A 19,180-nucleotide genomic window follows, 5' to 3' on the forward strand; every position below is an offset into this window, starting at 1 on the left:
TCGCCCTGTTGTGAAAAGATCATTGCTCAGCATCTGGTTCGGGCTTGCCTTGCTTGTCGCAGGCAGCGCATCCGCACATATCCGCAGCGGCGAGGGCAGTCATGCCGGTCTGCCGGTGGCCGAAATCTCTCACGGCGAGATGGCGGTCATTGCCGATTATCGCGGACGCATCATGGATCTCGCCTCGCGGGCGGTCGATACGAACGAAGCTTTCCGGCGCGTGCTGAACTACGCGGAAATCCAGTATTCCTATTGCCTCTGGGGTCGAATGCCGGGGAGCGTGACGGATGAGGAAAGCCCGTTCAACGAATGCGCCCATGCTTATCTCGCGGCGACAAAGGCGGTGCTGCTGGCGATGCGGGATATGCCGCAAGAGGCAGCGGCGGCGGCAGAAATCATATCGGCCGTGGATATCGACATGGTGCGGCGCGGGCTTTCGCTTGTGACCTGTCGCTTCAGCGGCGAAGGGTTCAATACGGCGGATATCGTGCGCCCGCACTGGGGTGAAATTCCATTGCACCCGGCGAGCATGGCTTCGCTCACGGGACTGGCGGCGATCCTTGCCGCAGGATACTTTGCCCTGAGGCGGGTTCTTCGCGTTCAATCTTCCGAATAGCGCTGCTCGCGCCACGGATCGCCGTACATGTGGTAGCCGTTCTTTTCCCAGAAGCCGGCCTTGTCCGACGGCATCAGGTCGATGCGGCGCAGCCATTTGGCGCTTTTCCAGAAATAAAGGTGCGGCACGACAAGACGCATCGGCCCGCCGTGATCGCGGGTGAGCGGCAGGCCCTCCCACGCGGTGGCGAGGATCGCATCCTCGGCTGCGAAATCCGAAAGCGGCAGATTGGTGGTGTAGCCGTCATAGCTGGTCAGCATGACGTAGCTCGCCTCCGCCTTGGGCATGGCGAGATCGAGCAGATCGCGGGTGGCAACGCCCCTCCATTTGTTGTCGTAGCGCGACCATGTCGTCACGCAATGGATATCGCTGACCATGCTACTCTGTTCCAGGGCGTGGAAGGCCGCCCAGTTGAGGTCGAGTTCCGTCTCGACGAGACCTCGCACCTCCAATTTCCAGCTGTCGATGGCAATGACCGGCTGCTGGCCAAGATCGAGCACCGGCCAGTTCTTGACCAGATGCTGGCCCGGCGGCAGGCGCTCGGCTTCCGGGCGGCTGACGCGGCCGGTCAGGAATTTTCCCTCTGCCGCCCAGCGGCGCTTGGATGTCGTGAGCTTGCTGTCTTGCGGGATCTGCTCGTCGCTCATGGCGGTCTCCTTGCGGTGCGGCAATCAGACATGCGTGCCTGACAAGTGTCAAGTTTCGGCGCCCCTTGGAAAACTCTGCCGTGCTCATTACACTTGAGCGGTCGGGTTATGCCTCCACGGGGAGCGGAGGCGGAAAGGGAGGAGCGAGACCCTGTCTTCGCGCTATCGTGTCATTGCGGCGCTTTGCGCCGCACCCTTGCTGGTCTTCGCTTTCTTCTACTACGGGAGCGCGGTCGCGACACGTGCCTATATGGGGGAAGCGTCGGCGCAAGCGGGCACGGCGCTGCGGCTCGCGGTCTCGGCGCTCAGCGGCCATCTCAGCCGCTACGAGGCTCTGCCGGCACTGATTGCCGATCACGACGATATCAAGGAGCTGGTGAGCCGGCCGGAGGATCGCTCGCTGCGTGACACCGCCAATCTTTACCTCAAGGAAATCAACGGACTGCTGAAATCCTCCGACATTTACGTCGTGCGTCCGGACGGTGAGACGATCGCTGCCAGCAACTATGACGGTCCCGGCAGTTTCGTCGGTGAAAACTTCAGCTACCGCCCCTATTTCCAGGAGGCGATCGGCGGGCGGCAGGCACGCTTCTACGCGCTCGGCACGACGTCGCTGAAGCGCGGCTACTATTTCTCTTCGCCGATCCGGGTGGATGGGCAAATCCGCGGCGTCATCGTCTTCAAGGTCGATATCGATGTGATCGAATCCTCCTGGAGCGGCGGCGAGTACCGTATCTTCGTCTCCGATCCCGAGGGCATCATCTTCATGTCGGATAGTCCGGACTGGCTCTATGGGGCAATCCTGCCGCTGAGTTCGGATCGGGTAGCGCGTACCGAGGCGTCGCGGCGTTATGCTAATGCGAAGCTTGTCGAACTGCCGGTCGTCCGCCATCACTTCGAGGATCATGACCTGATGACGCTGACCGGCGACCACGGGCAAAGCGAATATCTCGTGCTCTCTCACTATATGCCGGCCGAAGACTGGACGGTGAACGTGCTGATGGACACGGGCTCCATCCGGGCGCGGGCGCGCACCGCGCTTGTCGTCGTCTTTCTCATTCTCTGCATCGCCGGCCTGACCTTTGCCATTCTTCGGCAACGGCGCATGCGGCTTGCCGAACGCCTGCAGCTGCAGGCCGAGGCGCAGAACGAGCTGGAGCGGCGGGTCGAGGAACGCACAGCGGATCTTGCCCGCGTCAACAGCCGCATCGAGCAGGAGATTGCCGAGCGGCGCCTGACCGAGCAGCGGCTGCGCCAGACCCAGGCCGATCTCATCCAGGCGGGCAAGCTTGCGGGTCTCGGTCAGATGTCGGCGGCGCTTTCACACGAGTTCAACCAGCCGCTTGCCGCCGCCAAGACCTATACGGACAGCGCCGCCGTGCTGCTGGAGCGCGGCCGAACGGCCGAAGCGCAGGACAATATCCAGCGCATCGGCGGGCTGATCGATCGCATGGCGTCCATCAGCCGGCACCTGCGCAATTTCGCGCGCAAGCCCAATGAGAAGCTCGGTCCGGTGCCGCTTGACGAGGCGATCCGCGATACGCTGGAGATCATCGCCTGGCGGCTCAAGGCGGCTGACGCCGATCTCCGGCTGCATCTCGGGCCGCGGCCGCCGGTGGTCAAGGCCGGTTCGGTGCGCCTGCAGCAGGTGCTGGTCAACGTGATCTCGAATGCAGCCGATGCCGTCGAGGGGCTGGAGGACCGTCGCATCGAGGTTTCGGCTTCCGAGGAGGCCGGCAGGGTCATCCTGGCCGTGCGCGACCACGGGCCGGGCGTGCCGGCGGCGATTGCCGAGCGCATCTTCGATCCCTTCTTCACCACCAAAGGGGTGGGCAAGGGGCTCGGCCTCGGGCTTTCCATTTCCTATAACATCATCAAGGATTTCGGCGGCAGCCTGACCGTTTCCAACCATCCGGAGGGCGGGGCGGTGTTCCGTATCGAGCTTTCCGCGGCAGCTGGCATGATGCCGGAGGCGGCGGAATGAACGAGCAGAAAATATTGCTCGTCGATGACGAGGAGGAACTGCGCCGCTCGACCGCGCAGGCGCTGGAACTCTCCGGTTTCAGCGTCGAAACGTTTTCGAACGCCGATCACGTGCTGGAACTGATCGGCTACAGTTTTCCCGGTGTCGTCGTTACCGATATCCGCATGCCGGGCATGGACGGCATGACGCTGATGCAGAAGATCCGGGAACTCGATGCGGAAGTGCCTGTCATTCTCGTCACCGGCCATGGAGATGTGCAGCTCGCCGTCAAGGCGATGCGTGAGGGTGCCTATGATTTCATCGAGAAACCCTTCACGCCGCAGATGCTCGCCGGCGTCATCCGTCGCGCCATGGAGCGGCGCAGCCTCGTGCTGGAGAACCGGCTGCTGAAGGCCGTTGCCGGCAAGCGCGACGATATCGAGGCGCGGCTGCCCGGACGCACGCAGATCATGGTCGACCTGCGCTACCGTATTCGCGCGATCGGGGCGAGCGATGCCGATACGCTTGTCGTCGGCGATACCGGGGCGGGCAAGGAAGTGGTGGCGCGGGCGCTGCACGATATCAGCGCACGGGCAAGCCGGCCGTTCATCGCCATCAATTGCGCCGCCCTTCCGGCAAACCTGATCGAGAGCGAACTTTTCGGGCATGAGGCCGGCGCTTTTCCGGGTGCCGTGCGGCCCCGCTACGGCAAGTTCGAGCATGGCCGCGGCGGGACCATTCTGCTTGACGAGATCGGCTCTATGCCGGTCGATCTGCAGGCGAAGTTCCTGCGGGTGCTGCAGGAGCGCATGATTTCACGGCTCGGGTCGAACGAGACCGTGCCGCTCGACGTGCGGTTCATCGCCACGAGCAAGGTCGATCTGGAGGCCGAGGTCGCCAGTGGCCGGTTCCGCGCCGACCTGCTTTACCGGCTCAACGTCGCGACCATTCATGTGCCGTCGCTCTCACAACGCCGGGCCGACGTTCCGCTGCTCTTCATGCAACTCGTCAGGGAGGCGGCCGCGCGCTACGGCAAGGACGATATGGCCGTGCCGCCGGATGTGATCTCCGACATTGCGCAACGCGAGTGGCCGGGCAATGTCCGCGAATTGCGCAATGCCGCCGACCGCTTCGTGCTCGGCCTTGATGGCGGCGGGCGGCAGGTCGAGGCTGCGGGGCTTGCCGAGCGCGTCGCCGAATTCGAGCGCGGCGTGATTGCGAGCGCGCTTGTCGCCCATGGCGGCAGCCTGAAGCCGGTCTATGAATCGCTCGGCATTTCGCGCAAGACGCTTTACGAGAAGATGCAGAAATACGGTCTCGACAAGAAACTGCTGGCCAACGAGATGGCCGGTGAGATGCGCCGCGAGTTCTGATCCCGTTCCGAATTCCCGGTGTCGTGGCCTGCTTTCAGGCCTTGTCCGCGTCAGGTCTTGACAGGCAACCATTTGGTTGCCTATAAAATGAAAACAGGCAACCAAATGGTTCCATATCGGCATGGATGAAGACACGGTTTTTCGGGCTTTGGCGGACGGCAGCCGGCGTCGCCTGCTGGACCGCCTGCATGCGCGCAACGGCCAGACGCTCGGCGAATTGTGCGACGGGCTGGAGATGACGCGCCAGGCGGTAACGAAACATCTCGGCATTCTGGAGGAAGCAAATCTCGTTTCCACGCGCAGGCAGGGGCGCGAGAAGCTGCATTACATCAACCCGGTTCCGATCAACGAGATCGCGGATCGCTGGATCAGCAAGTTCGAGCGCCGTGCATTGGACGCGCTCTCCGATCTCAAGAAGAGCCTCGAAGGCAGCAAGGACGAATGAATCGCCCGGCCTGCCGGCGAGGGTGTGACCCAAGCCTTGGCCAAAAGGGAGTATCATCATGGCAGGCAGCGCATTCAACTACGTCACCTATATTCGCACCACACCGGAACAACTCTGGTCTGCGCTCACGACATCGGAATTCATGAAGAAATTCTGGCTTGGAGTGCAGTTTGAAACCGATTGGAAGGCCGGCTCTGCCTGGCGGATGCGTTATTCCGACGGCACCGTCACCGATACCGGCGAAATCCTCGAGTTCGATCCGCCCAGGCGGCTTGTCCTGAAGTGGCATAACCAGTTCAGGCCGGAGCTCAAGGCCGAAGGGTTTTCCGAGTGCGTGATAGAACTCGAGCCGGCTGGCGAGGCGGTCAAGCTGACGCTGACGCATTCCATCCCGGTCGAGGGCTCGAAGTTCATCGGTGCCGTCTCCGGCGGGTGGCCGCAAATTCTCTCCAACCTCAAGTCCCTCCTGGAAACGGGCGAGGTCGTCCTGCCTCCGAACCGTTGAAGAACAAGCGATGGGTGGATTTCCACCCATCGCTTTAACCATTTGTTTCCGAATCGACCCATGCTGCGGCGCACTGTCGCAAAATCGTCATTCCTCCCTTCGTGCCGTGATTGCGGCTGCTGCTTTCCCGCCTGCAAATGGGTCATCCGAGCCGGTGCGGAGGATGCGTCGGCGGGACAACCTATTTTCATCAGGGAGGAAAACGATGAAAATCCTGAAGGCCATGCTCGGCGTGACCGCCGCCGCTGCCGTTTCGCTTCTTGCCCATGCCGCTTCGGCGCAGACCTATCCCGAGCGCACCATCACCATGGTCGTGCCTTTCTCGGCCGGCGGCCCGACCGATACTGTCGCGCGCCTCGTCGCGGAATCCATGTCGAAGGATCTCGGCCAGCAGATCGTCGTCGAAAATGTCGGCGGCGCGGGCGGCACCCTGGGCGCCGGCCGGGTGGCCGCTGCCGATCCGGATGGTTATACGATCCTGCTGCACCATATCGGCATGGCTACCAGCGCCACGCTTTACCGCAAGCTCGCCTATGACACGCTGAATGCTTTCGAATATGTCGGCCTCGTCACCGACGTTCCGATGACGATCGTCGCCCGCAAGGATTTCGAACCGGCCGACCTGAAGGGTCTGGTCGAATATGTGAAGGCCAACAAGGACAAGGTCACTGTCGCCAATGCCGGCATCGGCGCGGCATCCCATCTTTGCGGCATGATGTTCATGAGCGCCATCCAGACGCCGCTCACGACCGTTCCCTACAAGGGCACCGGCCCGGCCATGACCGATCTTCTCGGCGGCCAGGTCGATATCATGTGCGACCAGACGACCAATACGACGAAGCAGATCCAGGGCGGCACGATCAAGGCCTATGCCGTGACCTCGCCAGCCCGCCTTGATGTGCTCAAGGACATTCCGACCGCCGTCGAAGCCGGCCTGCCTGGCTTCGAAGTCGGCATCTGGCACGGCATCTACACGCCGAAGGGCACGCCGGCCGAAATCAACGAGCGTCTGTCGAAGGCGCTGCAGGTCGCGCTGAAGGATCCGAACGTTGCCGCCCGTTTCGCGGAGCTTGGCACGGCCCCCTCATCGGACGCCGATGCAACGCCGGCGGCGCTGAAGGCGAAGCTTGAGAGCGAAATCGCTCGCTGGAAGCCCGTTATCGAAGCTGCCGGCGAATACGCAGACTGAGCCTGACTGCGACCTTCGCACCCTCCTCCCGGCCGGGAGGAGGGTGTCTGCGCAGCCCGGCATCGGCAGCGACGCTCCATCTCCAACACCGGGAGACATTATGAAATCCCTCAGTTTCGACACAACCAACGTCATCTGCGGCGCCTTGCTCGCCGCAACCGGCGCCTTCTTTGCCTATCAGTCGCTGGAACTTGAAATCGGCACGGCGCTGCGCATGGGGCCAGGCTATTTCCCGCTCGTCCTGTCGGGCATCCTCGTTCTGCTCGGCCTCATCATCCTCGTGCAGGCGGTACGGGTTCAGGGTGAGCCGATCGAGCCGTTCGCCTGGCGCGGCATGCTCTTCATTCTCCCCGCACCCGTCTTCTTCGGGTTGACGGTGCGCGGGCTCGGCTTTGCGCCGGCCATTTTCCTGACGGCCCTCATCGCCTGCTTTGCGTCTTCCCGCATGAATGTGCTGATGGCGCTTGTCCTTTCCCTGGTACTGACGGTCTTTTCTGTCGCCGTCTTCAGCTACGGGCTCGGGCTGCCGTTCGAACGTTTCGGCCCCTGGGTGCGGTTCTAGGAGGCGGGGATGGAACTTTTCAGCAATCTCGCCCTCGGTTTCTACACGGCCGGAAGCCTGGCAAACCTGTTCTTCTGCCTCATCGGCGTGCTGCTCGGCACGTTGATCGGCGTGCTGCCCGGCATTGGCGCAACAGCCACGATCGCCATGCTGCTGCCGATCACGTTCCAGCTCGAGCCGGTTTCTTCGCTCATCATGCTCGCCGGCATTTATTACGGTGCGCAGTATGGCGGCTCGACGACGGCGATCCTCATCAATATGCCCGGCGAATCCTCCTCGGCCGTCACGGCCATCGACGGTTATCAGATGGCGCGGAAGGGCCGGGCCGGGGCGGCTCTTGCAATCGCCGCGCTCGGCTCGTTTTTCGCCGGCACGGTCTCGACCTTCCTTGTGGCGATCTTTGCGCCACCGTTGACGGCAATCGCGCTGCAATTCGGCTCGGCGGAATATTTCTCGCTGATGATCGTCGGTCTCGTGTCTTCGATCGCACTGGCGCACGGCTCGGTCGTCAAGGCGCTGGCAATGGTGGCGCTCGGACTGCTGCTTGGCCTTGTAGGCACGGACATCTATACCGGCACGCCCCGTTTCACGCTCGGCATTCGCGAATATGCCGACGGACTGAATTTCGTGGCGCTGGCGGTCGGCGTCTTCGGTATTGCGGAAATCCTGCGCAATCTGGAGGGCGAGAAGACGCGCACGGTGCTGATGGCGAAAGTTACGGGTCTGCTGCCGTCGAAGGAGGAATTCAAGGAGATGATTGCGCCGGTTGTCCGCGGCACGGTCATCGGCTCGGCACTGGGCATTCTGCCGGGCGGCGGAGCAATCCTCGCGTCATTTGCCTCCTACACGGTGGAAAAGCGCGTTTCGAAGAAACCGGAAGAGTTCGGCCACGGTTCGGTTGCCGGCGTCGCGGGGCCGGAATCGGCCAATAATGCCGGGGCTCAGACTTCATTCATTCCACTGCTGACGCTCGGCATTCCGGCAAACCCTGTCATGGCGCTGATGGTCGGCGCGATGATCATCCAGGGTATCGTGCCGGGGCCGAATGTGGCAACGGAACAGCCCGCCCTGTTCTGGGGCATTATCGCCTCCATGTGGATCGGCAATCTGATGCTCGTCATCCTCAACCTGCCGCTGATCGGGCTTTGGGTGAAGCTGCTGACGGTGCCCTATTACGTGCTTTTCCCCGTGATCATGGCTTTCTGCTCGATCGGGGTCTACAGCGTCAATTCCAACGTCTACGACCTCTATGCCATCGCCTTCTTCGGTCTCATCGGCTACGTGCTCGCCAAACTTCGCTGCGAGCCGGCGCCGCTCCTGCTCGGCTTCGTGCTCGGGCCGTTGCTCGAGGAGAACCTGAGGCGCGCCATGATCCTGTCGCGCGGCGATGCAACGACTTTCCTCACCCGGCCGATCAGCGCCATCCTGCTGGCGATCGCGCTTGCCGTGTTGATCGTCGTCTTCCTGCCCAGCGTGAAGCGCAAGCGCGAAGAGGTCTTTGTCGAAGAGGCGTGAGGGCTTGCGCTCCCGGCCTGTTTGATGAAGAAAGAACGATCTGATACGGGCGCTATCGGGCGCCCGTTTTCGTTTTACAGGATATCCAGGCTCATGAGCATTCCCGCCCGGATCAGCAACGATCTGCCTTTTCTGACCTCTCTGCGTCGCGATCTGCATGCCCATCCCGAACTCGGCTTCGAGGAGGAGCGCACCAGCGGGATCGTCGCCAGGCTTCTGGAGGAGGCCGGTATCGTGGTCCATCGCGGCCTCGGCGGCACGGGCGTCGTCGGCACGCTGCAGATCGGCAACGGCACACGCGCGATCGGGCTGAGGGCAGACATGGACGCGCTCGCCATGCCCGAGACGGCAGAGCGGCCTTACAGGTCGACAGTGCCGGGCAAGATGCATGCCTGCGGTCATGACGGGCATACGGCGATGTTGCTCGGCGCGGCACGCTATCTCGCCGAAACGCGGAGTTTCTCCGGTACCGTGCATTTCATCTTCCAGCCGGCAGAAGAGGGCCGCGGCGGCGCAAAACGCATGGTGGAGGAGGGGCTGTTCAAGCTCTTTCCCTGCGATGCCGTCTATGGCCTGCACAACATGCCCGGCCTTGCCGTGGACGAGATCGCTGTCGTCGAGGGGCCGCAGCTTGCCTCGTCCGACAGCTGGCGGATCACCTTCCGCGGCATCGGCACGCATGGGGCAAAGCCCCATCTCGGGCGCGATCCGATCACGGCAGCCGCCACCTTCCTTTCGTCCCTGCAGGCGATCGTCGGGCGGGTCGTCGATCCGCTTCAGCCGGCAGTGGTCAGCGCCTGTTCGCTGCAGGCCGGCAATCCCAAGGCCCTCAACGTCATCCCCGATATCGTCGAGATCGGCGGGACGGCGCGGGCCTATTCGCCCGAGGTGCGCGATCAGCTGGAGTCCGAAATCGGCCGTCTGGCGCGGGGCACGGCCGCCATGTTCGGCATCTCGGCGGATTATGAATTCGAACGCCGCATTCCGCCCGTGGTCAACAATGCGGATGCGACGGCGCGGGCGCTGGCTGCCGCAAAGGCCGTCTTTGGCGAAAAGGCCCGCACGAGTTTTCCGCCGTCAACCGCCGGCGACGATTTCGCCTTCTTCGGTCAGAATGCTCCCGGCTGCTATGTCTGGCTTGGCAATGGCCCGGCCGTCGATGGGGCGCTGCATCACAATACGGCATATGACTTCAACGACGAGGCGATGCAATATGGTGCGGCCTATTGGGTGTCGCTGGTGGAGCGGGAGCTCAAGGCTGAGGCTTAAATCGCCTCAGAAGACCTCCAGTATCGGGCTCTCAAGAACCTTGCCGGCGATGACGTCGGCGATGCCACGATCGGTCTGGTGCGGCCCGGCATTGCAGGCGAGCGTCGCGCCGAAGCAGGCCTTGAAGACCAGATAGGGTGGTTTCCAGTCGACGATCTTCTCCATCGCCTTGCGGATGCCGGCAAAGCCGTTGGCGGTTTCCTCCAGCGACGCATCGGTCACGAGGCCGGAGAGCGGCAGGGGCAGAAGGACTTCGACGCGGCCGTCCTTTGCCACGGCCATGCCGCCGCCGACCTCGATGACCGCGTTTGCTGCAAGGGCCATGTCTCGCGCATTTCCGCCGAAGACGGTGAGATTGTGGCTGTCATGCGAGACGGTGGTGCAAAAGGCGCCGTGCCATTGGCCCCAGCCCGTCAGGAAGCCGACACGCGGCCTGCCGTCCGCCAGTCCATGACGGTGCGCGACCGCGATCATGGCGCTGCCGGCCGGGGGGACGACAAAGCCGTCGCGAACGTCTGCCTCCGCTTCGCCCCACTGGGTGAAACGCGGGCGGTCGATCGTTGCCACGCGCACCCTGGTGCCCGCTGAGCGAATGCGGAAATCATCGTCGGCAAGCGGCGCAAGCTTGACCGATTGCATGAGCGGGCTGGTATCGAGCGGCGGGATCGGATCCCTCACCGCGCCATTTTCGGCAACCAGGCGGCCGTTGGCGATGACGGCGCGGGCTTTGAATTCGCTCATATCCGCAAACAGCACGAGATCGGCGCGGCGTCCGGGAGCGATGAGGCCGAGATCCGAGCGTTTCAGACGCTGCGCAGCGTTGAAGGTCGCAGCGCGCAAGGCCCATTCCGGGCGCATGCCATAACGCACGAGGCGGCGCACCACATCGTCGAGGCCGCCATTCTCGTGAAGTTCGTCGGGGAAGACGTCATCGGTGCAGAGTGTGACGGTCGGCGGAAGATGGCCGATGCCGTTCAATGCATCGACGAATTCCTTTAGCAGGTGATCGTGCGAGCCGCGCAGCTCGATCGTCATCCCGGCCGCGAGTTTCTGCAGCAGGTCCTGGCCGGACGTGAGTTCGTGATCGGACGTAATGCCGGCAGCCATGAAGGCATTGAGGTCGGCGCCTTCCAGCCCGCGGGCATGGCCGCAGACGAGTTTGCCGGAGGCCAGGCCGGCATTGACGATCGCCGTCATGCGAGGATCGCCATCGATGACGCCGTGCATGTTCATGACCTCAGCGACACCCCCGATCGCCGGCGCGCGCAGCAGTTCGGCGATGACGCCGGCGTCGAAATCCGCGCCGGCCAGTTCAAGCCCGGGGGCGGAAGGGACGCAGGAAGGAGCCAGCAGGATCATGCGCAGCGGCAAGTTGCGCGCAGCCTCGATCGCCCATCGCACCCCGTCAAGGCCATGGACATTGCCGAATTCGTGGGGATCCCAGACGACCGTCGTCACGCCGCGCGGCAGCACGGCTTCAGCATATTCGGCCGGCGTCACCATCGAGCTTTCGACATGCATGTGCGTATCGATGAGACCGGGAGAAACGATGCTGCCGGCGGCATCGATTACATCGGCCGCGTCCGTGCGGCTTGCCGGTACGTGCACGCTCGCAATCAAGGCGCCGACGAGGCCGATATCGGCTTCGCGGATCAGGCCGGTGACGCTATCGAGAATGCGGCCGCCGGTGATCAGCAGATCGAAGGGGCTGTCGCCACGGGCGGCGGCCACGGCGCGGGCGCGTAAGGCGGGCTCGTTGAGATCGCCAGGTTCCTGGCGCGGAGTGGCGGTCATTTGCGGGCCTCGTTGACCAGGGCGGCGAGAATGATGACACGCGCCATGTCGGCATCGATGTCGGCGGCGAACTGTGCATTGAACGTTGCGTGGGTGGCGCGGGTTTCAACGACCGTGCGCCCGCGCGTATGTTGCCCCTGCAATTCCACGTCGATGCGGGCAGGGCGGAAACTCACCACTTGCGGAGCAACGAAGGCGACGGCGGCCGAAGGATCGTAGATCGCCATGGCGGGGCGACCGCGGCTGGTGCCGATCGCGATATAACCAGCAAACATGTCGGCGATCAGATCGGCATTGGCGCCGCCCGCGGCGCGGACCGGATCGGCATCCTCGGGTTTTGCGAGGACCTTGCGGCAGAGATCGAGATCGACCATGCGCAGCGGCAGTTTGTGGGCGATGACGATCGCCAGCGCTTCGGGGTCTGCGAGCGCGTTGAATTCGGCCGATGCCGTGTGGTTGCCCGAGGTGACGCCGCCGCCCATCCAGACGAGTTCGGTGATGCGGGCGGCAAGATCGGGGCGGGCAAGCGCAAGGGCTGCGATGTTCGTCAGCGGTCCAAGCGCCAGGATACGGTGCGGGCCTTCCAGTTCCAGCCAGCGGCAAAGTGCGGCAAAGGCGTCGCTATCCGGCAGGATCGCGGCAGGCGGCAGGTGTCTGCCGGTCGTGGGGATGCCGCTTTCGCCAAGCACTGCCTGGGCCGTCTCGAGCTTGCCGAGGACGGGCATGTCGCGGCCGGTATGGATCGGAAATTTCCAGCCGAAGGCTTTGGCGGCACCCGCCGCATTGGTGCGCACCTGCGGCAGCGGGGCATTGCCGAACACCAGGGATACGCCGTCGATCGTGAGTTCGGCATTCGTCACCACCATGATGGCGGCGATATCGTCGAAACCCATATCCGTGTCGATCCACACACCCATGATGTCACCCGAAACGCTTGAGGCTTGCGGCGGCCGCGACCGGCAGGTCGAAGGCGATGGCGCTGCCGAGTTCGTATTGCGGCAGGGCGGCATCGACCTCCGCCTTGATCGGCCCGAGCGTGCTGTCCAGCAGATATTCGCGGCTGTTGCCGGCAAAGGATGTGCCGCGCACGGTGCCCTGGAAAGGACCGGAACCAAGCATCACCGCGCGCGGCCGCCAGGCCAGGCCCGCCGTACCGTCCGGCGCCGGAGTTGCAAGCGCGACCGGGCCATTTGCCGTCGCAAGCTTTCCGTCCTTCAGCGCAAAGATATTCTCGAAGCCGACGAAATCGGCGACGAAGGAGGAGACAGGCTTGTTGTAGATGTCCTCGGGCGTGCCGATCTGTTCGATTCCGCCATTCAGCATGACGATGATGCGGTCGGCAAGGGCGAGTGCCTCTGCCTGATCGTGGGTGACGAAGATCATGGTGACGCCGGTCTCCTTCTGCACGCGTTGCAGTTCTGCGCGCATTTCAAGGCGCAGACGGGCGTCGAGATTGGAGAGCGGTTCGTCGAGCAGCAACACTTTCGGCTCCATGACCATGGAACGGGCAAGCGCCACACGCTGCTGCTGGCCGCCGGAGAGTTCAGCCGGTTTGCGGCCTGCGAATTTCGCCAATCCGACGGACTTCAGGCCGCCATTGACCCTGGTGTCCAGATCCTGGCCGCGAAGACCTTTCAGGCGCAGGCCGAAAGCAACGTTTTCGTAGACCGTCAAATGCGGGAACAGCGCATAGGATTGAAAGACGAGACCGACAGCACGCTTGTTGGCGGAGACGCGGGTAATATCGGCGCCATCGAGATTGATGCGGCCGGAGGCTGGGGTGAGCAGACCGGCTATGGCGCGCATGGTCGTCGTCTTGCCGCAGCCGGAGGGGCCGAGAAGCGCAACCAGCTCACCCTTTGCGATCGACAGGTCGAGGCCCTTCACCGCGACCGTATCGCCATAGGCAAGCGTCAGCTTGTCGAGTTGAAGGTAGGCATCAGACATAGCGAGAAAATCCCAGGAAGCGTTCGGCGAGGAAGACGATGCCGATCGAAAGGAAGGCGAGCAGCGCCGAGAGCGCGGCAACGGACGGGTCGTAAGTGGTCTCCATATAGCCCAGCATGTCGATCGGCAGCGTGCGCACGCCGGGGCCGGAGAGGAACAGCGAAACGGGCACCTGGTTGAAGCTGGTGACGAAGCCGAGAATGAAGGCGGCGAGAATGCCGCCGCGAATATTCGGCATGACCACGCGGAAGAAGGCGCCAAACCGCGACGAGCCAAGCAGGACCGCGGCTTCCTCGATATCCGAGCGAAGGTTCCCGAGGCTCGCAGACACCACGCGCACGGCATAGGGCAGCACCAGGGCGGTATGGGCAAAGAACAGCGCCAGCGTGATGTTGAAGCCGAAAGGAACGACGAGATAACGCAGCAGCGCCAGGCCCACGATGATGCCCGGCACGATGATCGGCAGCGAGACGACAGTTCTCATCGCCTCGGAGCCGGGCAACCTGTAGCGCGACAGGGCATAGGCGGCGGGAATCCCGAGGACGAGCGCTGCCAGCGTGCCGAAAACCGCGAGAAACATCGACATGGCAAAGCTGTCTCGGAAGCTGTCGATGGTGAAGACCTTGGCAACCCAGCGCAGCGACAGGCCCTGCGGCGGGAAGGCCAGCGTATCGCCGGCCGAAAGGGAGGCGGCGATGATGATCAGGAAGGGACCGATCAGGAAGACCAGCAGCAGGAACAGCACGACCGGTGAGAACAGGCGGATGCTCATCGACGGTTCCTCGCAGTTGCGAGCCGTTTCAACAGAATATTGGCGGCAAAGCTCATGACGATCAGGATGAAGGCGATGACGCTCGCCGAGACGAAGTTGTTGGCGACCGATACCTGCTGGTACATCAGCGTTTCCAGCATCAGCACCTTGGAGCCGCCGAGAATGGCCGGGGTGATGTAGGCCGTCAGCGAGCCGGTGAAGACCAGCGTGCCGCCGACGACAAGCCCCTCCCTGGTGAGCGGCAGAATGACCTTCCAGAAAACCTGGAACCAGTTGGCGCCGAGCACGCGGGCGGCGGGAATGGCATCCTTCGGCATGTTCTCCAGCGCGCTGATGAGCGACAGGATCATCAGCGGCAGGAAGAGCTGCAGCAGGCCGATGAAGACAGCGGTTTCCGTAAAGAGAAGGCGCAGCGGCTCTGCGCTCAGGCCGAGGCCGGTGACGGCTTCGTTGACGATGCCGGTACGGCCGAGAATGACGATCCAGGCATAGGTACGGGCAACAGGCGAAATCATCAGCGGCAGGGTGACGAGGCCAATCATGCGGCCCTTGCCCTTGGCGGGCAGATTGACGATCGCGAAGGCTGCGGCATAGCCGATAACGGCCGAAACGGCCGTCACTTCAAGGCCAAGCCGGAACGTGCGGAAGAAGACGGTGCGGTTCAGCGTCTGCGCGAAGAAATCCGTATAGGCCGCAAGCGTCCAGGCCCCGCTGCTGCGAAAGCCTTCGGAGAGCAGGATCGCGACGGGCAGCAGAAAGACCACGGCTGCGAAGATCGCTGCCGGCAGGGCAAGTGCCAGGGCTTCGGCGCGGTTCTGGAACATGGGACGCCTTTCGAGCGGGGGAGAGGTCGGTCCCGGCCGGCGCCGGGACCATTATCGGCGGCGGATTACTGGCCGACCTTTTCGTTCCATTCCTTCAGCCAGCCGTTGCGATTGTCGAGCGCGGCGGCAGAGGGGATGAGCTTCAGGCTCTTGGCGGTTTCCTCGCCGTAGGTGATGTTGTTGGCGACCTCGTCGGAGACCTTGACCTCCTTGTTCGCCGGGCTGTCGATCAGCTTTTCGGCGAGCTTGGTCTGAACTTCGGTCGAGAGCCAGAAATCCATGAACTGCATGGCGAGGTCCTGGTTCTTCGAGCCCTTGGTCATGACCAGCACGTTCATGCCGCCGGTCTGCCCTTCCTTCGGCGTTGCCCAGGCAACGGGAACATTAAGCTTGGTGAAACCTGCCCAGGAGAACCGGCCGATCGGAGCCGCCCAGATTTCTTCCTGCTGCATGAGCTGCACGAGCTGGGAGGATTTTTCGTAGAAGGTGACGATCTCGTCCTTCTTCTCGCCGAGCGCTTCGATCGGCGCCTTGAGATCGGGCGTGTCCTTGCCAAGCGCGAGGCCGAGCATATAAAGCGCCGGCGGACCCTGGTTGGTCGTGACATTCGGGAAGGCGACGTGGCCGACATATTCCGGCTTCAGCAGGTCGGCCCAGGATTCGATCTTCATCTTGTCGGAGCGGTAGGCGATCGAGGTGGCGTAGAAGGTGTAGCCGACGCTCATGCCGTCGCCGTTCGGATCCTTGGCGACATCATAGAGCTTGGAGAAATTTTGAAGCTTGGACGTATCGACCTTGTCGATCAGGCCGGCGCGGGCGGCGGCAAGACCGTCAGCCATGGAGACGGCGGCAAGATCGACCACCGGATTGGCCTTGTTGGCTTCCATCTTGGCGAGGCGCTCGACGCTGTTGCCGGTTTCGACGACGAGCTTGCAGCCGCACTTGGCTTCGAATGGATCGTAGACGATCGTCTTGTAGTCGTCCTGCGCAAAGGCATAGACGGAAATGGTCAGCGTGCGGTCCTGTGCTGCGGCGCCGAGCGGGAAAAGTGCGGCAAGCGCCACCGATGCGATGAGGGCTTTCTTCATTCTACATGTTCTCCATCTCTGAGGTTTTTTGTGCCGGGTTCGCAGGCCCGGAGGATTGGCGGACGATCAGCTGCATGGGCACGCGTTCGGTCTCCGCCGTAACCAGCACGCCCTCTCGTGTGCCGCTTTCGTTTATTCTGTCGACCAGCGCCGAAACGGCGATTTCGGCGATCGTATCCATGTCCATCCTCACCGTCGTCAGCGACGGCGTGACGACAGGCGACCAGATGAGGTCATCGAAGCCGGTGACGCTGACATCGGCAGGCACGCTGATACCCTCCTGCTGCAGCTCGGTCAGCGCGCGCAAAGCCTGCAGGTCGGAAAGCGCGGCAAAGGCGGTGAAGCCCTGACCTGCCTTTTCCGCAAGGCCCAGGCGGCAGCCGGCGCCTGTCTCGGCCTCGAGCCGCTCGATCCAGAGCGTTTCCGAGCGCATGCCGGGCTGCAGGCCGGCCCTGATGCCGCCGGCCCTGTCGTTCTGGACATTGGACTCGTGATTGTTGCCGATGATCAGGATCTGCCTGTGACCGAGGCCGGCGAGATGGGCGGCGATCTCCCTGCCGCCTTGCCAGTGGTCGGCGGCGACCGTATTGCCGGGCGTGGAGGCGGTGTCGATAACGGCAACCGGGCAGCTTGCGCCAGAAATGCGGGTCGCACGACGCGGCACAACCACCATGCCGTCAACGCCACGTTCCACCAGCCGGTTGATCGCCTCGGTCTGCGCCGTGATATCGCCGCGGGAGTCGGCAATCAGCACGCCGTAGCCTGCAGCGGATGCAGCATATTCGATGGCCTGGGCGATCTTGGGAAAGAGAGGGTTGGCGATATCGGGCAGGACAAGGCCGAGCACGCCGCTGCGACCGGTGCGCAGGGCCCGGCCCGCCTGGCTCGGCACATAGCCGAGTTCGGCTGCATGCGCGCGAATTCTTTCGATGAGGGCGTCGGACACCCGGCCCTTGCCGGACAGCGCATTCGAGACGGTGGCAACAGAGACGCCGAGCGACGTCGCTATCCTGCTGAGGTTGGGTCCCGGGCGTTGTGAAGCCATTGTTCCGACGTGCTTCGCTTAATCGTTTAAGCAACTGCATAGCGTAGCGATCGCGGCTTGTCGAATCCAAATTCCTCCGATGCGCAATTATCTGTCCGGTCGAATGGTCGCGCAAACAAAAAGCCCCGCGAGAGACCTGACCCGCGGGGCTTCACGATAAGATTATGCGAGGACCTCAGCTGCCCTTGGCAACCTTGACCGGTGCCGGAGCCGTGGTCTTGCCGCCGGGAGCGAAGCCGCCGCCGGTTGCGATGTTGAGCGCGGCGTAGTCCTTCGCCATCTGCTGAACAGCGGCGGCGAGGCTTGCCTGAGCGAGAGAAACCTGACGCTGGGCATCGAGAACGTCGAGCAGCGAGGAAGCACCGTCCTTGTAGGATGCCGTCGAGAGTTCGAGCGTTTCCTGCGTCGTGCGGACCTGTGCGCGCAACGCATCGACCGTCTGAGCATCGCGGCGAACGGCCGACAGGGCGTTTTCGACCTGCTCGACCGCCGTCAGCACGGTCTGCTTCCAGGCGAGGTAGGCTGCGGCCGCGTCGGATTTGGAAACGTCGACATTGGCGCGCAGGCGGCCGCCATCGAGGATCGGCAGGTTCAGCGTCGGGCCGAAAGACCATGCCGACAGGCCGCCGTGCATGCCGCGCTGGTTGATGTAGCTCGGCGAGATCGAACCGGACAGCGAGATCGACGGATAGAGCTGCGCCTCGGCGACACCGATCTGGGCGGTGGCGGCAGCGAGATTGCGCTCAGCCTGACGAATGTCGGGACGGTTGCGGATCAGGTCGGCCGGAATGCCGGAATTGATGCCGCCGCGGAAAGTCGGCTGACCGGAGCCGCGCAACAGTTCATCGACCATGGAGCCGGCCGGCTGGCCGACGAGGGTGGCGATATGGTGGGCCGAAACGCGGATATTGGTTTCGAGGCCGGGGATTTCTGCGAGCGTCGACTGGACGAGGCCTTCGGCCTGCACGACGTCGAGGCGGGAGGCCGCACCGGCATCAAGCTGGAACTTGGTGAGGTCGTAGGTTTCCTGACGAGACTTCAGGTTGGCCTTCGAAAGTGCCAGGCGCTGCTGATAGAAGCGCAGATCGATATAGGTTGAGACAAGGTCCTGGATGTAGGAGAGCTTGGCGATGTCGGCGGCCGCGTAAGCGGAGTCGAGCGAGGCGAGGGCGCTTTCCTTGCTGCGCTTGTAGAGGCCGAACATATCGAGCAGCCAGGACAGGGAGAGCTGTCCGGCGCTGGTGTTGCGGGTGTTGAACTGGGTGCGCAGTTCGCCGGTCTGGCCGCTGACGGTGTGAGAGGCGCCGACATCGAGGGCGGGCAATGCGCCGGCGCCGGCGATGGTCACGTTGGCGGATGCGGAATTGATACGTTCAATGGCCTGCTGAACCGTCAGGTTCTGATCGAGGCCGATCTGAATAAGGCTGTTGAGCTTGCGGTCGTTATAGGCGGTCCACCAGGCCGTGGTGGCGACGTCGCCGTTGCTCTTTTTGCCGCCTTCGCTGAATTTTCCAGGGAGCGGCATTTCAGGAGGTACGTGATCAGGGCCTAAAACACAGCCCGACAGCAATAACAATAGCGCCGGTGTGGCATAACGAAGAGGTACCATGCATTTCATCCTGTAAC

17 protein-coding genes and 1 pseudogene are annotated in these 19,180 nt (G+C 63.2%); 9 read left to right on the forward strand and 9 right to left on the reverse strand.

All coding sequences use genetic code 11. The features are described from left to right. Positions 1-10: 10 nt before the first annotated feature. Entirely contained in the window at positions 11-616 is a 606-nt protein-coding gene (locus tag ACFPWW_RS06470) for a hypothetical protein (RefSeq protein ID WP_377311066.1), read from the forward strand. On the opposite strand, the gene ACFPWW_RS06475 is transcribed toward ACFPWW_RS06470, so the two are convergent. Continuing rightward, entirely contained in the window at positions 601-1,263 is a 663-nt protein-coding gene (locus ACFPWW_RS06475; protein WP_377311067.1) for a sulfite oxidase-like oxidoreductase, read from the reverse strand. The two genes, ACFPWW_RS06470 and ACFPWW_RS06475, sit on opposite strands and share 16 nt — an antisense overlap. Before the next feature lie 108 nt (positions 1,264-1,371). Between ACFPWW_RS06475 and ACFPWW_RS06480 the strand changes: the two are divergent. The 8 genes and pseudogenes from ACFPWW_RS06480 to ACFPWW_RS06515 all read left to right on the forward strand — a co-directional run bounded on the left by ACFPWW_RS06480 (position 1,372) and on the right by ACFPWW_RS06515 (position 10,084). Further along, positions 1,372-3,247 (forward strand): annotated as a pseudogene (locus tag ACFPWW_RS06480) (sensor histidine kinase). Further along, entirely contained in the window at positions 3,244-4,599 is a 1,356-nt protein-coding gene (locus ACFPWW_RS06485) for a sigma-54-dependent transcriptional regulator (protein ID WP_112703584.1), read from the forward strand. Before ACFPWW_RS06480 ends, ACFPWW_RS06485 begins: the two are co-directional and overlap by 4 nt. A 121-nt stretch (positions 4,600-4,720) precedes the next feature. Further along, entirely contained in the window at positions 4,721-5,044 is a 324-nt protein-coding gene (locus ACFPWW_RS06490) for an ArsR/SmtB family transcription factor (RefSeq protein WP_113412990.1), read from the forward strand. 58 nt (positions 5,045-5,102) lie between these two features. Then, on the forward strand, positions 5,103-5,549 hold the full coding sequence (locus ACFPWW_RS06495; RefSeq protein WP_112753260.1) for an SRPBCC family protein: 447 nt from the start codon (positions 5,103-5,105) through the stop codon (positions 5,547-5,549). A 205-nt stretch (positions 5,550-5,754) separates the two neighbouring features. Beyond that, a complete protein-coding gene (locus ACFPWW_RS06500) occupies positions 5,755-6,738 on the forward strand; it encodes a tripartite tricarboxylate transporter substrate-binding protein (protein WP_112564048.1) in 984 nt (327 codons plus the stop codon). 100 nt (positions 6,739-6,838) lie between these two features. After that, positions 6,839-7,300, forward strand: coding sequence for a tripartite tricarboxylate transporter TctB family protein (locus ACFPWW_RS06505; RefSeq protein WP_112753261.1), 462 nt, complete (start codon positions 6,839-6,841; stop codon positions 7,298-7,300). 9 nt (positions 7,301-7,309) lie between these two features. Beyond that, the gene (locus ACFPWW_RS06510) at positions 7,310-8,815 is read left to right on the forward strand and encodes a tripartite tricarboxylate transporter permease (protein ID WP_112564052.1); all 1,506 of its coding nucleotides are present in this window, start codon (positions 7,310-7,312) and stop codon (positions 8,813-8,815) included. A gap of 93 nt (positions 8,816-8,908) precedes the next feature. Further along, the gene (locus ACFPWW_RS06515; RefSeq protein ID WP_377311068.1) at positions 8,909-10,084 is read left to right on the forward strand and encodes a M20 aminoacylase family protein; all 1,176 of its coding nucleotides are present in this window, start codon (positions 8,909-8,911) and stop codon (positions 10,082-10,084) included. Between the two features lie 6 nt (positions 10,085-10,090). Here the strand turns inward: ACFPWW_RS06515 and ACFPWW_RS06520 are convergent, their stop codons facing one another. The 8 genes from ACFPWW_RS06520 to ACFPWW_RS06555 form a co-directional block, all read right to left on the reverse strand. Next, positions 10,091-11,878, reverse strand: coding sequence for an adenine deaminase (locus ACFPWW_RS06520; RefSeq protein ID WP_377311069.1), 1,788 nt, complete (start codon positions 11,876-11,878; stop codon positions 10,091-10,093). Beyond that, the gene (locus ACFPWW_RS06525) at positions 11,875-12,795 is read right to left on the reverse strand and encodes a nucleoside hydrolase (RefSeq protein ID WP_377311070.1); all 921 of its coding nucleotides are present in this window, start codon (positions 12,793-12,795) and stop codon (positions 11,875-11,877) included. Before ACFPWW_RS06525 ends, ACFPWW_RS06520 begins: the two co-directional genes overlap by 4 nt. A 4-nt stretch (positions 12,796-12,799) precedes the next feature. Next, positions 12,800-13,825, reverse strand: a complete 1,026-nt coding sequence (locus tag ACFPWW_RS06530; RefSeq protein ID WP_377311071.1) for an ABC transporter ATP-binding protein — start codon at positions 13,823-13,825, stop codon at positions 12,800-12,802. Beyond that, positions 13,818-14,597, reverse strand: a complete 780-nt coding sequence (locus ACFPWW_RS06535; RefSeq protein ID WP_112564062.1) for an ABC transporter permease — start codon at positions 14,595-14,597, stop codon at positions 13,818-13,820. The genes ACFPWW_RS06530 and ACFPWW_RS06535 overlap by 8 nt, the downstream gene beginning before the upstream one ends. Beyond that, complete coding sequence (locus ACFPWW_RS06540) at positions 14,594-15,421, reverse strand: ABC transporter permease (protein WP_112703577.1); 828 nt, start codon at positions 15,419-15,421, stop codon at positions 14,594-14,596. Before ACFPWW_RS06540 ends, ACFPWW_RS06535 begins: the two co-directional genes overlap by 4 nt. A 65-nt stretch (positions 15,422-15,486) precedes the next feature. Next, the gene (locus tag ACFPWW_RS06545) at positions 15,487-16,509 is read right to left on the reverse strand and encodes an ABC transporter substrate-binding protein (RefSeq protein ID WP_112564067.1); all 1,023 of its coding nucleotides are present in this window, start codon (positions 16,507-16,509) and stop codon (positions 15,487-15,489) included. 1 nt (position 16,510) lies between these two features. Next, entirely contained in the window at positions 16,511-17,554 is a 1,044-nt protein-coding gene (locus ACFPWW_RS06550) for a LacI family DNA-binding transcriptional regulator (RefSeq protein ID WP_112756792.1), read from the reverse strand. Between the two features lie 175 nt (positions 17,555-17,729). After that, positions 17,730-19,163, reverse strand: coding sequence for an efflux transporter outer membrane subunit (locus ACFPWW_RS06555; protein ID WP_112564072.1), 1,434 nt, complete (start codon positions 19,161-19,163; stop codon positions 17,730-17,732). Between the last annotated feature and the right edge of the window lie 17 nt (positions 19,164-19,180).

Source organism: Rhizobium sp. GCM10022189 (assembly GCF_042656325.1).
Taxonomy (GTDB): Bacteria; Pseudomonadota; Alphaproteobacteria; order Rhizobiales; family Rhizobiaceae; genus Rhizobium.